This window comes from Streptomyces sp. NBC_00637, from assembly GCF_045161545.1.
Classification (GTDB): Bacteria; Actinomycetota; Actinomycetes; order Streptomycetales; family Streptomycetaceae; genus Streptomyces.
Map to the genome: position 1 here is coordinate 3,236,765 of NZ_CP109046.1, position 14,911 is coordinate 3,251,675.

General features: G+C 73.2%; 14 protein-coding genes. 10 read left to right on the plus strand and 4 right to left on the minus strand.

Annotation, left to right across the window (positions count from 1 at the left end; translation table 11 throughout):
• Positions 1 to 5: 5 nt before the first annotated feature.
• The gene (locus tag OG440_RS13885) at positions 6 to 440 is read right to left on the minus strand and encodes a hypothetical protein (RefSeq protein ID WP_406007160.1); all 435 of its coding nucleotides are present in this window, start codon (positions 438 to 440) and stop codon (positions 6 to 8) included.
• Positions 441 to 569: 129 nt separating this feature from the next.
• Between OG440_RS13885 and OG440_RS13890 the strand changes: the two genes are divergently transcribed.
• The 7 genes from OG440_RS13890 (at position 570) to OG440_RS13920 (ending at position 10,130) form a co-directional block, all read left to right on the plus strand.
• Entirely contained in the window at positions 570 to 1,439 is an 870-nt protein-coding gene (locus tag OG440_RS13890) for a DMT family transporter (protein WP_406011352.1), read from the plus strand.
• A gap of 371 nt (positions 1,440 to 1,810) precedes the next feature.
• Positions 1,811 to 2,389, plus strand: a complete 579-nt coding sequence (locus OG440_RS13895; protein WP_406007161.1) for a hypothetical protein — start codon at positions 1,811 to 1,813, stop codon at positions 2,387 to 2,389.
• 30 nt (positions 2,390 to 2,419) lie between these two features.
• On the plus strand, positions 2,420 to 4,663 hold the full coding sequence (locus tag OG440_RS13900) for a chorismate-binding protein (protein WP_406007162.1): 2,244 nt from the start codon (positions 2,420 to 2,422) through the stop codon (positions 4,661 to 4,663).
• Entirely contained in the window at positions 4,660 to 6,450 is a 1,791-nt protein-coding gene (locus tag OG440_RS13905; protein ID WP_406007163.1) for an AMP-binding protein, read from the plus strand. The genes OG440_RS13900 and OG440_RS13905 overlap by 4 nt, the downstream gene beginning before the upstream one ends.
• A 119-nt stretch (positions 6,451 to 6,569) precedes the next feature.
• Positions 6,570 to 8,141, plus strand: coding sequence for a class I adenylate-forming enzyme family protein (locus OG440_RS13910; protein WP_406007164.1), 1,572 nt, complete (start codon positions 6,570 to 6,572; stop codon positions 8,139 to 8,141).
• Positions 8,138 to 9,316 (plus strand): FAD-dependent monooxygenase, encoded by a 1,179-nt coding sequence (locus tag OG440_RS13915; RefSeq protein WP_406007165.1) that lies wholly within the window; start codon positions 8,138 to 8,140, stop codon positions 9,314 to 9,316. The genes OG440_RS13910 and OG440_RS13915 overlap by 4 nt, the downstream gene beginning before the upstream one ends.
• A 10-nt stretch (positions 9,317 to 9,326) precedes the next feature.
• Positions 9,327 to 10,130 carry an aminotransferase class IV gene (locus OG440_RS13920; RefSeq protein ID WP_406007166.1) on the plus strand — a complete coding sequence of 268 codons (804 nt, stop codon included), beginning with the start codon at positions 9,327 to 9,329 and terminating at the stop codon, positions 10,128 to 10,130.
• An 88-nt stretch (positions 10,131 to 10,218) separates the two neighbouring features.
• On the opposite strand, the gene OG440_RS13925 is transcribed toward OG440_RS13920, so the two are convergent.
• Both OG440_RS13925 and OG440_RS13930 read right to left on the minus strand, forming a co-directional pair.
• Complete coding sequence (locus OG440_RS13925; RefSeq protein WP_406007167.1) at positions 10,219 to 10,704, minus strand: carboxymuconolactone decarboxylase family protein; 486 nt, start codon at positions 10,702 to 10,704, stop codon at positions 10,219 to 10,221.
• Positions 10,705 to 10,734: 30 nt separating this feature from the next.
• Positions 10,735 to 12,159 carry a PLP-dependent aminotransferase family protein gene (locus OG440_RS13930; protein WP_406007168.1) on the minus strand — a complete coding sequence of 475 codons (1,425 nt, stop codon included), beginning with the start codon at positions 12,157 to 12,159 and terminating at the stop codon, positions 10,735 to 10,737.
• A 47-nt stretch (positions 12,160 to 12,206) separates the two neighbouring features.
• Here OG440_RS13930 and OG440_RS13935 point away from each other — a divergent pair, with 47 nt between their 5' ends.
• From OG440_RS13935 to OG440_RS13945, 3 genes are read left to right on the plus strand one after another with little or no spacing between them, the layout of a single operon-like run.
• Positions 12,207 to 12,725 (plus strand): carboxymuconolactone decarboxylase family protein, encoded by a 519-nt coding sequence (locus OG440_RS13935; RefSeq protein ID WP_406007169.1) that lies wholly within the window; start codon positions 12,207 to 12,209, stop codon positions 12,723 to 12,725.
• Positions 12,722 to 13,195 (plus strand): carboxymuconolactone decarboxylase family protein, encoded by a 474-nt coding sequence (locus OG440_RS13940; protein ID WP_406007170.1) that lies wholly within the window; start codon positions 12,722 to 12,724, stop codon positions 13,193 to 13,195. Before OG440_RS13935 ends, OG440_RS13940 begins: the two co-directional genes overlap by 4 nt.
• Positions 13,192 to 13,932, plus strand: a complete 741-nt coding sequence (locus tag OG440_RS13945) for an isocitrate lyase/phosphoenolpyruvate mutase family protein (protein WP_406007171.1) — start codon at positions 13,192 to 13,194, stop codon at positions 13,930 to 13,932. Before OG440_RS13940 ends, OG440_RS13945 begins: the two co-directional genes overlap by 4 nt.
• 6 nt (positions 13,933 to 13,938) lie before the next feature.
• On the opposite strand, the gene OG440_RS13950 is transcribed toward OG440_RS13945, so the two are convergent.
• Positions 13,939 to 14,895, minus strand: coding sequence for an ABC transporter substrate-binding protein (locus OG440_RS13950; RefSeq protein ID WP_406011353.1), 957 nt, complete (start codon positions 14,893 to 14,895; stop codon positions 13,939 to 13,941).
• Positions 14,896 to 14,911 lie beyond the last annotated feature (16 nt).

Genomic DNA, 14,911 nt, shown 5'->3' on the forward strand with positions numbered 1-14,911 from the left:
GGCGCTCAGCCGCCCGAGCCGCCCTTGCCGACGCCACCGCCGCTGCCGCTGTCACTGCCGCCGCCGAACCCGTTCCGGTCGACGCCACCGCTGCCGCTGCCGCCTGTACTGCTCCCGCTCGAACCGGTCGAGCTCCCGGTCCCCTTGCCCGGCGCGGTGAAGGAGCCGCCGTCGACCCGGGAGCCCTTCTTCTCGCCGCCGTAGTACCAGGCGCTGCCGGTGGCCGCGGAGGTCTTGCCGGCCGTGGCGGACCTGCCGGTCCCGGCGGACTTGCAGTTCTTGTCGGCGACGACCTTGTAGCCCTTGGTGGCGAGGTAACTGTCGCGGTCGACACACCGCTTGTCGGGCTCGGAGGAGCAGGCGGACAGGGCCGCCGCGAGCACTCCCATGCCGCCGAGCACGACCGTGCCCGAGCGAAGTCTGCGCCGCGCGTCCGCCATGTTCCGTCCCCCCGTTGTCGCATCGCCTCTACGGCGAATTCCGGCCGTCAGCCTAGACACCGTGCCGGGTGCGGCCGAAGGCGGCCCGCCCACGAGCCGTTCCCCTACAGTCCTTTCGTGCTCTTCGGAATGGTGTGCGCCCTCGGCGCGGCGGTCTGCTTCGGTACCGCGACGGTGTTGCAGGCGATGGCGGCGCGGGCGGCGGCCGACGGAAGCGGCGGCGACGCGGCGCTGCTGCTGCGGGCGGTGCGGCAGTGGCGGTACCTGGCGGGACTCGGGCTGGACGGGCTCGGGTTCCTGTTCCAGATCGCCGCGCTGCGGTCGGTGCCGATCTACGCCGTGGGGGCGGCCCTCGCGTCGAGCCTGGCGGTGACGGCGGTGTTCGCGGCACGGCTGCTGAAAGTACGGCTGAACCGGACCGAGTGGGCGGCGGTCGGGGTGGTGTGCGCGGGGCTGGGGATGCTGGGGCTGGCCGCGGGGACGGAGGGCGAGGAGAGCGGGCCGCCGGCGCTGCCGTGGGTGATGCTCGGCGCGGCGGGCGGGGTGCTGCTGCTGGGACTGGCGGGAAGGCGGCTGTCGGGGCGCGGACGGGCACTGGTCCTGGGCCTGGGGGCCGGCTTCGGGTTCGGAGTGGTCGAGGTGGCGGTGCGGTTGATCGACTCGCTCGCCCCGTCGGAGCTGCTCACCGACCCGGCGCTGTACGCCCTGCTGCTGGGTGGCGGTGCCGCGTTCCTGCTGCTGACGACGGCTCTCCAACGGGGGTCGGTGACGACGGCCACGGCCGGAATAGTGATCGGGGAGACGATCGGTCCGGCGCTGGTGGGCGTGGTGTGGCTGGGCGACCGCACCCGGGAGGGATACGGCTGGCTGGCCGTGCTCGGCTTCGCGGTCGCGGTGGCGGGAGCGCTGGCACTGGCCCGGTTCGGGGAGGCACCCGAGGCGGCACCCGCGGCAATGCCGGCGGTACCGGAGCCTCCGGCCAGGCCGTCGTCTTCGTGATGCCGTCCTACGGGCGGGTGCTCGTCCGCCGTGCGGGGGCGGCCGTCCCGACGGGCCGGAGGAACGGGAACCGGTCGGCGCGCCCTCGTTCCTGATCACCCGGCCGAACCCGTCCGAAATGAGCTCCTTCCGGAGAAGGAAATCGTCCGGGGTCGGTTCTTTTCATACCCGTCCCCTTACGGAACGGGTCTGTTCGCTTCTCTCGTGCGTGAGATTCCCGTCGAACCCGGACACCGGACGGGAAGGGAATCAAGACCGCCGAAAAGTCGAAGAAAAGCCGCGTTCCGGGACAGTCTGCGACGACTGGGAGGCAGTCGTAGAAGTTTGAAGGACTTGTGAACGCAAGCGCTCTCTCCTCCGTACTCGACGGTGTGACCAGTAATCCCGTCACCGTCACCGCCGCATATCGCGTGGTGCCGGGCCGCGAGGCCGACTTTCACTCCTGGGGGTGGGCCATGCTGGGCGCGAGCGCCCGGCAGCCCGGCTTCCTGGGAGGCGGTGTACTTGTCGATGGAGAGGCGGAGTGGCATGTGGTCTATCGCTTCGCCACCGAGAGCACGGCCCTGGCCTGGGAGGACTCGTCCACCCGGGTGGAGTGGGACGACCGGGCGCTGGGCATCGCCCGGCAGACGGACCGCAGAAGCGTGCGCGGCTCCAAGGCCTGGTTCGACTCCCAGACCGCCGCACCGAAAGCGCCGGCCCCGCCGTCGAAATGGAAGTTGTGGTTCGTGAATATGAGCGCGGTTTTCCCGCCCGTGCTCCTCTTCAATCTGATTGCGCTTCCCTATCTCGGTGACCTCAATCCGTTCATTCGCACGCTGCTGCTCTGCCTGTGCGTGACGGCCCTGGTCACCTGGATTCTCATGCCCCGCCTTCAGCGCTTCTTCAAGAAATGGCTGTATCCACCGCTCCAGGCGCTTCGCGGACGGCATAAACGACGGACCGCATAGCACCGAGAACGACCCCGAGGAGGTGGGCGGGTGAAGACCCTGCTCATCGACAATTACGACTCGTACACGTACAACCTGTTCCAGCTGATCGCCGAGGTCAACGGCGAGGAGCCGGTGGTGATCCTCAACGACGCCCCCGCGGACGCCTTTCCGGATCTCGCGGCCTTCGACAACGTGGTGGTGTCGCCGGGACCCGGGCATCCGTCGAAACCGCGCGACTTCGGCATCAGCGCCAGAGTGCTCGCCGAGTCCCCGCTGCCGGTGCTCGGGGTGTGCCTCGGCCACCAGGGCATCGCGCACGGCGAGGGCGGCCGGGTGGCACCCGCCCCGGAGCCCCGGCACGGGCATCTGTCGGCCGTCCGCCACGACGGACGGGAGCTGTTCCAGGGACTGCCGCAGAACTTCACCGCGGTCCGCTACCACTCGCTGTCCGTACGCGAGCCGCTCCCCGACTCGCTGGAGCCGACCGCCTGGGCGGAGGACGGCGTCCTGATGGGCCTGCGGCACCGCGAACGGCCGCTGTGGGGCGTGCAGTTCCACCCGGAGTCGGTGCTCACCGAGTACGGCCACCGGATGCTCGTGAACTTCCGGAACCTGACGGCCGAGCGGGCCCGCAGACCGCGCACGAAGAACACCGCGGTCACCCCGGCCGCGGCGGCGATGCCGAGGCCCTCGGTGACCGTCCCCCGCCCGCGCCGGGCCGACGGGCCCGCCCATCGGCTGCACACCCGCCGCATCGCCGAGGCGATCGACGCGGAGGCCGCCTTCACGCGGCTGTACGCCGACTCGCCGCGAGCGTTCTGGCTGGACAGCTCCCGGGTCGAGCGGGGACTCTCCCGTTTCTCGTTCTTCGGCGACGACAGCGGCCCGCTCGCCGAGTTCGTCCGGTACGACGTGAAGGCCGGCCGTTGCGAGATCGAACGGGCCGGGCGGCCGACCCGCAAGGTGCGCGCGAGCGTCTTCGACTATCTCAAGCGGCAGCTGGCGAACCGTCACGTCGACGCCACCGGACTCCCCTTCGACTTCACCGGCGGCTATGTCGGCTACTTCGGCTACGAGACCAAGGCCGACTGCGGCTTCCCCAACCGGCATCGCTCCACCACCCCGGACGCCTGCTGGCTGTTCGCCGACCGGCTGATCGCCGTGGACCACGAGAAGGGGTTCACCTACGCCGTCTGTCTGGCGGAGGACACCCCCCAGGCCTCCCACGAGGCCGCCGACTGGCTCGACACCACGCTCGCCCGGCTCACCTCCCTGCCCGCCGAGACGGACGCGCCGACGGACGCGCCCACTGACGCGCCGACGGAACCGGCGGCGGACGGTGCGACCACGCGGGGCGCGGCGACCGGGGTGGCGCCCGGGAGCGGTGGGCCGGGCGTCGGTGACGTCGAGCCCTGGCTGGTGCGGGACCGGGCGACCTACCTCGCGGACATCGCGGCCTGCCGGCGCGAGCTCGCCGCCGGCACCAGTTACGAGATCTGCCTGACCGACGCCGCGGTGTTACCCGCTCCGGACGACGCCTTCGGCTTCTACCGGGCGCTGCGGCGGGTCAATCCCGCGCCCTACGCGGCCTTCCTGAGGTTCGGCGACCTCGACGTGGCCGGCTCCTCGCCCGAGCGGTTCCTGCGGATCACCCGGGACGGCGTCGCCGAGGCCAAGCCCATCAAGGGGACCGCGCCGCGCGGTACCGGTCCGCTGGAGGACGCCCGGCTCCGGGACGCGCTGGCCGCGGACGCCAAGACCCGCGCCGAGAACCTGATGATCGTCGACCTTCTCCGCAACGACCTGGGCCGGGTCTGCCGGACCGGGACCGTGCGGGTCTCCCGGCTGATGGCCACCGAGACGTACGCCACCGTGCACCAGCTCGTCTCCACCGTCGAGGGCCGGCTGCGCGAGGGCACGGACGCGGTGGACTGCGTACGCGCCTGCTTCCCCGGCGGGTCGATGACCGGCGCGCCGAAGCAGCGCACGCTGGAGATCATCGACGGCCTGGAGACCGAGGCGCGGGGCGTGTACGCGGGCGCGCTCGGTTATCTGGGGTGCAGCGGCGGCGCGGACCTCAACATCGTCATCCGTACGGCCGTCCTGGCCGACGGGCTGATGCGGCTGGGGGCCGGCGGCGCGATCGTCCTGGACTCCGATCCGGTCGCGGAATACGACGAGATGCTGCTGAAGACGGCCGCGCAGATGCGGGCCCTGCGTGAGCACGGCGCGGCGACGACCCGCGCCGCCGGGAAGCCGGAGCCGGCCGGCGCGAAGGGGACCACCCGATGACCACGTCACGGCCCACGACGGCTTCGCAGCCCACGGCTGCTTCGCAGGCCAAGACAAGTCCGCGGCCCGCGACGGCGACGCGGGCCGCGGCCGATCCACAGCCCACGGTCGCCTCCCGACCGACGGCGGTACCGGTCGGCACGGCGGTACCGGTCGGCGCGGCCGACCCGGTCACGCGGGCCGGCCGGTACACCGTGGCGGAGCGCGCCGCCGCGGCTTCGCGGTCTCCCGGCACCCCCGGTGACAACCGGAACCAAGGCCGCGGGGCGGCCGGCGATGTGGGGAATCTCGCCGGGGGGCTCGCCTCGCTCGCCGAGCGACGTGGGTGGGGCGGGCGGGCCGCGTTTCACCAGGGGCACCAGGTGTGGACCCACGGTGAGGTGCACGAGCTCGGGGCGCGGGCGGCCGGGGTGCTCGCGGAGCGCGGGGTGCGGGCCGGGGACCGGGTGCTGCTGGCGCTGCCCGACGGGATCGCATGGGTCGCGGCCTTCCTCGGTGTCGCCCGGCTCGGGGCCGTGGCCGTCCTGGTCAATCCCGAACTGCCCGCGCCCGAGCACGCGTTCATGGCCGAGGACGTCGACGCCGTGCTGTGTGTGACCGGGCCGGGTCTCGAGGACCGCTTCACGGACCGGGCGTGCCTCGGCGCCGACCAGTTCCTCGCGCTCGCCCCCGCCGCCGAGCCGGCCGCCGCCCACCCGGTGGACGCGCGGACGCCGCTGTACGTGCAGTACACCTCCGGCACCACGGGCCGCCCGAAGGGTGTCGTGCACACGCACGGCGACCCGGGGACCTACCACGACCTCATCGGCCGGCGGCTGCTCGGGATCACCGAGGACGACGTCACCCTGTCGGTGTCGAAGCTGTACTTCGCGTACGGCTTCGGCAATGCCTTCGTCTTCCCGCTCTTCTCGGGCTCCAGCGCCGTCCTGGTGGACCGGCGGCCGACGCCCGCCGCCGTCGACGAACTCGTCGCCCGGCACCGGGTGAGCCTGCTCTACTCCGTGCCGTCGGCGTACGCGGCGCTGGTCGCCGACCGGGGCGGCGGCCACGCGGCCTGCTTCGCCTCGGTGCGCGTCGCGGTGTCGGCCGGCGAAGGCCTGCCGGACGGGCTCGGCGGGCGGATCACCGAGCTGCTCGGCGCGCCGGTGCTGGAGCAGATCGGTTCGACCGAGGCCGGTCACGCCTTCTGCGCCAACAGTCTCGGCCACGACCATCCGGGTACCGTCGGGCGTCCCGTGCCGGGGTTCGAGGTGGAGCTGCGCGACCGCGCCGGGCGGCCCGTGCCGGACGGTACGGAAGGGGAGCTGTGGGTGCGCGGGCCGACGGTGACGCCCGGATACCTGAACCGGCCCGAGGAGACGCGGCGCACGCTGGCCGGCGGCTGGCTGGCCACCCACGACCGGGCGCGCCGTGAACCGGACGGCGCCTACCGGCACCTGGGCCGCACCGACGACATGGAGATGGTCGGCGGGATCACCGTCTCCCCGCTGGAGGTGGAGGCCGTCCTGCGCACCCACCCTGCGGTGCGCGAGGTCGCGGTCGCCGCCGTCCCGGACGGGCGCGGCCGCACCCGCCTGCGCGCCTTCGTCGTCCCGGCCCCGCCCCCTGCTCCCGCCACCCCCACGGGTGCCGCCGGACTGGTCCGGCTGGAGGCCGAGCTCGGCGCGCTCGCGCGGGAACGGCTCGCCGCGTTCAAGGTGCCGCGGAGCGTCAGCTTCGTCGCGTCGCTGCCCAGTACTCCCACCGGGAAGCTCCGCCGGCACCTGGTGCGCCAGGGGGCGTGGTGACCGGGTCCGCGCCCGGGTCCGTGCCCTTGTCCGTGTCCGTGCCCCTGTCCGTGTCCGTGTCCGTGTCCGTGCCCCTGTCCGTGTCCGTGTCCGTGTCCGTGTTCGAGAGGAACAGTCACATGTCGCAGCAGCCCCTGCTCGCCGACCGCGGGTTCTACCTGGGTCCGTTGTTCCGGCGGGCGGCCGACCGGCACGGGGCCGTCTTCGTCACGCTGGACCGGCCGCTGGACACCCACCCCTCCCTCGGGGTCGACCTCGACTACCGGGTCCTGGCCGGCGTGGTCGAGGAGTTGTCGGGCCGGCTGTGGGCGGCGGGTGTACGGCCCTCGGAGCAGGTGGTCGTACACAAGTCGGACAACGTCGACATCGTGCTGCTGACCTGCGCGGTGTCCCGTATCGGCGCGGTCCCCGTGCTGCTCTCCCCCGGTCTGGCCGGCCCGGTCGTCGGGCAGCTGCTCGAACGGCTGCGGCAGCCCTGGCTGGTCACCGACCGGGCCAAGCTGACCGGGCCGCTGAAGGACGCCGGCCTCGCCTCGCAGGTGCGCCGGATCCTGTGCGTCGACGACGCGCCGGGCGCCGAGCCCCTGGCGAAGTACGCGGGCGCCGAGCCACCGCCCGTCCGGCTGCACCCCCGTGAGCCCGCGCTGATCACGCACAGCTCGGGCACCACCGGCGTTCCGAAGCTGGCCGTGCACTGCCCGAACACCATGTGGAACCGGCTGGTGCCGCAGAAGGCGATGGGCTGGCCCACCCGGGGCGAGACCGCCGCGCTGCACATGTCGTTCGTGCACTCGCGCTTCTACCACCTGCTCGGTGTCCTGCTGCACTTCGGCAGTCCGCTCGTGCTGATCACCGACCCGGAGCCGGCACGCGTGGGACCGCTGCTGGCCCGGCACCGGCCCGGCATCGTCGAGACCCACCCCAACACCTTCGTGCTGTGGGAGGAGTTGGCGGACGCACCCGGTGCCCCGCTGTCCCGCGTGAAGTCGTACGGCTCCACGTTCGACGCGATCCATCCGCGCACGGTACGGCGGTTGCTGGGCGCCTCGCGCCGTCGTGCGCCGTGGCTGATCCAGCTGTACGGGCAGAGCGAGACGGGGCCCGTCGCGTTCCAGTGGTTCACCCGGCGCAGCGCGGAGCGGGCGGACGGGCGGCGGGTGGGGATCGGGATCCCCGGCTTCACCCGGCTGCGGATAGCGGACCCCGACGGCAGGCCGGTCCCGCCCGGCACCCCCGGGCGGATCGAGGCCCGCACCAGGGGCCGCATCCTCACCTACCTCGGCGCGCGGGCGCAGTACGAGCGTCAACTCGACGGCGGGTGGTGGCAGATGGGGGACATGGGCTACATGAGCCGCCTGGGCGCCCTGCGTCTGATCGACCGGGAGGTCGACCGGATCGACGCCGTGCACAGCAATCTGGCGGTCGAGGACGCGCTGATGGAACGGCTGGAGGAGCTCCGCGAGGTGGTGATCGTGGCCGGCGCGGACCGTGAGCCGGTGCCGGTGGTGTGTGTGCGGGGCGAACGGCCGCTCGACCCGGACCGCTGGCGGGAGGCGACCGCCGATCTGCCCGCGATGGCCGAGCCGCGCCAGTGGCGGTTCGAGGACCTGCCGATGACGGCGACCTGGAAGGTGAAGCGGGTGGAGATCACCCGGATGCTGAGGGAGACGCGCGAGGGTGTGCGCGCGTGAACCCCGTGATCGTGGTGGGCGCGGGCCCGGTCGGCCTGTCGGCCGCGCTGGCCCTGCGCGGGCACGGGCTGCCGGTGGTGCTCCTGGAGGCGGACCCCGAGGAGCGTGAACGGCCGGGCAGCCGGGCCCTGTTCGTGCACCGGGAGACCCTGCGGCTGCTCGACGGGATGTCCCCGGGCCTGGCCGCCGAGATCACGGCGTACGGCCGGACCTGGCACACCCGGCGCACCCTCTACCGGGGCCGCGAGGTGTACGCGCGGACCTTCCCGCCCCCTGCCGGGCCGCCGCCGTTCACGAGCCTGCGCCAGCTGGACACCGAGCGTTTCCTGCGCGCCGCGTGCGCGCGGGCGGGGGTGGACTTCGTGTGGGCGGCGCGGATCGGGGGCGTGCGTACGTCCGGGTCGGGTGTGGTGCTCGTCGGCGAGGACGGACGGGAGTGGAGCGCGGGGTACGTGGTCGCCGCCGACGGCGCCCGCTCGGTCGTCCGGGGGGAGCTGGGCATCCCCCTGGAGGGAGTGCGCGGCGAGGGGTTCCATGTCGTCGTCGACGTGGCGGACGTGCCGGGCGCCGAGCTGCCGCTGGAGCGGGTCTTCCACTACGAGCATCCGGGTGTCGGGGGCCGCAGTGTGATGCGGGTGCCGTTCACCGGCGGTTTCCAGGTGGACCTCCAGTGCCGCGACGACGACCCGGAGGAGGCGTACGGCACCGAGGACGCCGTGCGGCAGTGGCTGCCCGGGGTGGTGGGCGACGGGTACGCGGAGCGGATCCTGTGGGTGTCGACGTACCGCTTCCTGCGCAAGGTGGCGGCCTCCTTCACGGATCCGCACGGGCGGGTGCTGCTCGTCGGCGAGGCCGCGCATCTGTTCCCGCCGTTCGGCGCGCGGGGGATGAACAGCGGGATCGCCGACGCGGCGGCGGCCGCGCGGGCCGTGGCCGAGGGGACCCCGGGGGCGGTGGCCGCGTTCGCGGACGTACGGCGGGCGGCGGGGCTGTTCAACAGCGAGGCGGCCGGAGTCGCCCTGGAGCATCTGCGGCCGCGACGCCGGGCGGTACGGCTCAGGCAGCGCGCGGCGGCGGCCCTCGCGCCCGTGCTGCCCTCGTGCGGCTCATGGCTGGAGCACGCGCCGTACGGACCCCGGGGCGGGGCGCCGGCGGTGGCGGGCGGGAAGTACTGAGGAGGTTCGCGTGGGTGCACCACCGATCGTCGGCGAGGGGCTGTCGACATGGACGCCCGGCCGTGGGCTGACCGTCGCCCCGGAACCCGTGGCGGACGGCCCGCTGCTGGTCGCCGACTCGTGGCTGGTCCGCGCGGGCCGGGTGCGCGGGTACGACCGGCACCGGGAGCGGTTCCTGCGGGCCTGCGCGGAGTGCGGCGGGCCGGGGCCGCGCCGGCTCGTCGAGTTCTGGCAGGACGTGACCGCCGTCCTGCCGCGTACCGGCGACTGGTTCCCCCGGGTGGAACTCGCCGCCGGGTCGATGGAGTTGCGGCTGCGACTGCGCCATGCCCCGCCGCTCGGCGCGGAGGTGCGCCTGTGGTCCGTCGGCCAGCGGGACCGGCGCGTCGCGCCCCGCCGCAAGGGCCCGGATCTGGACGTCCTCTCCCGGGTGCGGGAGCGGGCGGTCGGCGAAGGGGCGCAGGAAGGGGTGCTGGTCGATCCGTCCGGGGTGGTGCTGGAGTCGGCCACCGCGAGCGTGCTGTGGTGGGAGGAGGACACCTTGTGTCTGCCGCCGTCCAGGCTGCCCGTCCTGCCCGGAGTGACCGTGGGGCTCGTCCGGGAGCGGGCCGTACGGTCCGGGATCGTCGTCGCCGACCGGGAGCGGACCCTTGCCGAGCTGGACGGGCGGGAGGTGTGGACGGTGAACGCGCTGCACGGACTGCGACCGGTGACGAGCTGGATCGGAGAGCCGATGACAGCGGGGCCCGCGGTACGGGCGCCGAAATGGCGGGAATGGCTGGAGCGATTGCCGGAGCCGCTTCCGAATCGATAGAGCGCGCGAGATGAGAAACAAAAGAAGGGCATCGGCGAATATCGCCGATGCCCTGATTCCGCGTGGCCCGTGATGAATGTCGCCGGAATTACTTCCCGGCCGGCTGATAGGCCCCCGGCACCATGCGCGTCGCGATGGCGATCCGGTTGTACGCGTTGATGACCGTGGCCGCCCAGATCAGCGCGGCCAGCTGGGCCTCGTCGAAGACCTCGGCGGCCTCGGCGTACACCGCGTCCGGCACCCGCCCGTCGTGCACCAGGGTCACCGCCTCGGTCAACGCCAGTGCGGCGCGCTCGCGTTCGGTGAAGAACGGGGTCTCCCGCCAGGCGTTCAGGGCGTAGATCCGCTGCTCGGCCTCGCCCTGGGCGCGGGCGTCCTTGGTGTGCATGTCGAGGCAGAACGCGCAGCCGTTGAGCTGTGAGGCGCGGATCCTGACCAGTTCCAGTATCTCGGGTTCGACCTTGGCGTCCCGGGCGGCGGAAACGGCGGCACCGTGCAGGGATCCCATCACGGCGGAAACCTCGGGGGTTGCCTTCTTGAGGGCCACACGGGACACGGAATTGTTGTTCGTCATGGGGAGACTGTAACCGCCGCGCCTGGAAATCTATCCGGGAAAAGGAATTCCGGAGCCATTCTCTCCGAAAGGGAGCGCAGCGCACAACGCGTCCAGCGCGCCGGTCCAGGCGTGGTCCGGCGGGGTCCCGTAGCCGACGACGAGGGCGTCAAGGGGCTCGGTGACCGCGTCGGGGTGACGGTGGCGGGGAGTGAGGCCGTCGACCGCCAGGCCCTGGTAGGCCGCCGCCCGCACCACCGCCTCCTCCGTGCCGGGCGGGAGGCGCAGGACGGCGTGCAGCCCTGCCGCGATGCCGGTGACGCGGATCGCGGGGGCGTGCGTGGCGAGGGCCGCGACCAGCGCGTCACGACGTCGGCGGTAGCGGGTGCGCGCGGCCCGGACATGGCGGTCGTAGGCGCCCGACGTGATGAACTCCGCCAGCGTCAGCTGGTCCAGGACCCCTGAGCTGTCCACCCCGCCCTTGGCCGCCACCACCTCCTCCACGACGTCCGGCGGCAGCGCCATCCAGCCCAGGCGCAGGCCGGGGGCCAGCGACTTGCTCGCGGTGCCCAGATACACCACGTGGTCGGGGTCCAGGCCCTGGAGGGCGCCGACGGGCTGGCGGTCGTAGCGGAACTCTCCGTCGTAGTCGTCCTCCAGGACCAGCCCGCCGGTGCGCCGCGCCCAGTCCACGACGGCCGCCCGCCGGTCGTGGTGAAGGGGCACGCCCATCGGGAACTGGTGCGCGGGGGTGAGCAGGACGGCGCCCGCGCCCTTCAACTGGCCCATGTCCGTGCCGCGTTCGTCGACGGGCAGCGGGATCATCGCCAGCCCGGCCGCCGCCAGCAGCCGCCAGTGCTCGTCCAGGCCGTACGAGTCGACGGCGATCGTGCGCGCCCCGCGTGCCCGCAGCACCGTGGTCAGCAGTCGCAGGCCGTGCGCGAACCCGGCGCACACCACGAGGCGTTCGGGGTCGGCGCGCACACCGCGGGCACGGGCGAGGTAGCCGGCGAGGGCGGTGCGCAGTTCGGTCCGGCCGCGGGGGTCGCCGTAGCCGAGGGCGTCGGAGGGGGCGGCGGTGAGGGCGCGGCGGGCCGCCCTGAGCCACTCGGCGCGCGGGAAGGACCCGAGGTCGGGCGTGCCGGGACGCAGGTCGTAGGCGGGCCGGCGGCTCCGGGGCCGGTGGGGCGCCGCGCCCGTGGGCGGGACGACCCGGCCCTCGGCGACCCGTGTGCCCGAGCCCTGGCGGGCGGTGAGCCAGCCCTCGGCGACGAGGTCGGCGTAGGCGTCGGCGACCGTGTTGCGGGCGATGCCCAGGTCGGCGGCGAGCGAGCGCGAGGACGGGAGCCTGGTGCCGGAGGGCAGACGGCCGCTGCGGACGGCCTCGCGCAGGGCGTCGGTCAGTCCCCGGCGCAGGTGCGGTCCGGTCGGCTCCAGATGCAGGTCGACGCCGAAAGTGGCCCAGGATCTCGCCATGGAAATGGACCATACTCCTGGGCTGCCCGGCTCCTAGGGTCGAAGGCATGACGACGTACGCAGACACCACGGCCACCGACGAACAGGTTCCCCACGCTCCCGCGCACACCCCCCGGCTGAACTGGTCCGAGCACGCCCCCGAGGTCCTCAAGGCGATGCTCCGGCTCGACGCCGCCGCCCGTAGGGGGCTCGACCCGAAGCTGGTCGAGCTGGTGAAGGTCCGCGCCTCGCAGATCAACCGCTGCGCGCTCTGCGTCGACATGCACAGCAAGGACGCGCTCGCGGCGGGCGAGAGCGTCGAGCGGATCATCCAGCTCAGCGCGTGGGAGGAGTCGGAGCACTTCTACACCGAGAAGGAGCTCGCGGCGCTGGCCCTGACGGAGGCGGTCACCGTCCTGACGGACGGGTTCGTGTCCGACGACGTGTACGAGCGGGCCGCCGCGCACTTCGAGGAGGCCGAGCTGGCGCAGCTGATCGCCGCGATCACGGTGATCAACGCGTGGAACCGGTTCGGCGTGACCTGCCGTCTGGTGCCGGGGCACTACCGGCCGGGACAGCACGCGTGAGCCGCACGAGCCTCCTCGACCGCGAGGTCGGCCGGGCCATGTCCACGCTCAGCGCGGCCGCGAAGCGGGGTCTGGGCGACCCCGCGCTCGCCGAGCTGGTGGTGATCCGCGCCTCGCAGCTCAACCACTGCGCGTTCTGCCTCGACATGCACCTCACGATCGCCCGCGAGCACGGGGTGAGCGCGAGGCAGCTCGATCTGCTGAGCGCGTGGGAGGAGGCGGGGGACGTCTACGACGAGCGGGAGCGGGCCGCGCTCGCGCTGACGGAGGCGGTGACCGTGCTGGCCGGGGGCACCTCCCAGGCTTTCGGCTCCCGGGGAGGCTTCGTGCCCGACGCGGTGTACGAGCGGGCCGCCCGGCACTTCGACGCCGCCCGGCTCGCCCATCTCGTCGCGCTGATCACCGCCATCAACAGCTGGAACCGGGTGATGGTGGCCCGCCGTATCCCGCCGGGGGGTTACACACCATGACCGAGGTGGACGCCGTGAGCGAGAAGGCGCACGTGTTCCGCCGGCTGCACCACGGCCGGCTGCCGGGCGATCCCCTCGTGCTGCCCGGCCCCTGGGACGCGGCCAGCGCCCGGGTGTTCGCCGAGGCCGGTTTCCCGGCGCTCGCGACGCCCAGCGCGGGTGTCGCCGCCTCGCTCGGGTACGCGGACGGGCGGACCCCGGCCGACGAGATGTTCGCGGCGGTCGCCCGGATCGTCCGGGCGGTGGACGTGCCGGTGTCGGCGGACGTCGAGGCCGGATACGGGCTGGCGCCGAAGGAGCTGGTGGAACGGCTGCTGGAGACCGGCGCCGTCGGCTGCAACCTGGAGGACTCGGTCGACGGCGTCCTCAAGGACCCGCGCGAGCAGGCCGAGTGGCTCGCCGAGGTACGGCGGGCGGCCGGCGGCCGGCTCTTCGTCAACGCGCGCGTCGACACCTTCGCGCACGGCGACGGCGACCCCGGACGGGCCATCGAGCGGGCGGCGGCGTACGTCGCCGCGGGCGCCGACTGCGTCTATCCGATCGGTGCTCCGACGGCCGTCCTGCCGTTGCTGCGGTCGGGGATCGCGGGCCCGCTCAACGTGGGGGGCCGGGTGGACGGCGAGGGCCCCTCGCCCGCCGTGCTCGGCGAACTCGGGGCCACCCGCGTCACGTTCGGACCGGGGCTCCAGCGGTGGGCGGCGGCCGCCCTGCGGGAGATCAGCGCGGAACTGGTGTGACGGCGGTCAGGACACCCACGCCTTCCAGGTCGACGCGTGGCGGTCCACCCACTTCTTCGCGGCCGCCTCCGGAGTGAGCTTCTGGTCGGCGATCATCAGGGACACCTCGTTCTGGTCCTCGGTCGTCCACTTGAACTTCTTCAGGAAGGCGGCCGCCCTGCCGCCGTCCTTCGAGAAGTCCGCGTTGAGGTACTTCTGGAGCGGGGTGTGCGGGTAGCCGCAGGCCACCTTGTCCGGCTCCGCGTCGCAGCCCTCCTTGTAGGCGGGCAGCTTCACCTCGGTCATCGGGACCTTCTCGAAGAGCCACTGCGGGGCGTACCAGTAGGTGAGGAAGGGCTTCTTCTCCTTGGCGAACTGGCGCATCTGGGTGATCTGGGCGGCCTCGGAACCGGCGAAGACGACCTGGTAGTCGAGCTTCAGGTTCTTCACCAGGGCCTTGTCGTTGGTGACGTAGGACGGGGAGCCGTCCATGAGCTGGCCCTTGCCGCCGCTCTCCGCGGTGCGGAACTGCGACGCGTACTTGTTCAGGTTCTTCCAGTCGGTGACGTCCGGGTGCTGCTTGGCGAAGTACGTCGGGACGTACCAGCCGATGTGCCCGGTGACGCCGAGGTCGCCGCCGCGCGCGATCGTCTTCTTGTCGTCGACGTAGCGCTGCTCCTGGTCGGGGTGGCCCCAGTCCTCCAGGATGGCGTCGACCCGGCCCTGGCTGAGCGCGTCCCAGGCGGGCACCTCGTCGACCTGCACGGTGTCGACGCGGTAGCCGAGCTCGTGCTCCAGCAGGTACTGGGCGACGGCCACGTTGGCCTGGGCGCCGACCCAGGACTGGACCGAGAGGGTCACCGTCTTGGCGCCCTGCGCGTTGGCGAACGGCGACGCCTGCTTGGTCATGTCGGCGGCCCCGCAGCCGGTGAGCAGCAGGAGCGCCGACGCCCCGGCGGTCAGGGCCGTCGTGCGCAGCCGCAGGTCACGAAGGTGCAGG

Bases quoted from the DNA above. Each gene is read 5' to 3' on its own strand.
- OG440_RS13945 (WP_406007171.1), top strand. From the start codon at position 13,192: ATGACCGAGGTGGACGCCGTGAGCGAGAAGGCGCACGTGTTCCGCCGG.
- OG440_RS13925 (WP_406007167.1), bottom strand. From the start codon at position 10,704: ATGACGAACAACAATTCCGTGTCCCGTGTGGCCCTCAAGAAGGCAACC.
- OG440_RS13890 (WP_406011352.1), top strand. From the start codon at position 570: ATGGTGTGCGCCCTCGGCGCGGCGGTCTGCTTCGGTACCGCGACGGTG.
- OG440_RS13910 (WP_406007164.1), top strand. From the start codon at position 6,570: ATGTCGCAGCAGCCCCTGCTCGCCGACCGCGGGTTCTACCTGGGTCCG.
- OG440_RS13930 (WP_406007168.1), bottom strand. From the start codon at position 12,159: ATGGCGAGATCCTGGGCCACTTTCGGCGTCGACCTGCATCTGGAGCCG.
- OG440_RS13885 (WP_406007160.1), bottom strand. From the start codon at position 440: ATGGCGGACGCGCGGCGCAGACTTCGCTCGGGCACGGTCGTGCTCGGC.
- OG440_RS13905 (WP_406007163.1), top strand. From the start codon at position 4,660: ATGACCACGTCACGGCCCACGACGGCTTCGCAGCCCACGGCTGCTTCG.
- OG440_RS13935 (WP_406007169.1), top strand. From the start codon at position 12,207: ATGACGACGTACGCAGACACCACGGCCACCGACGAACAGGTTCCCCAC.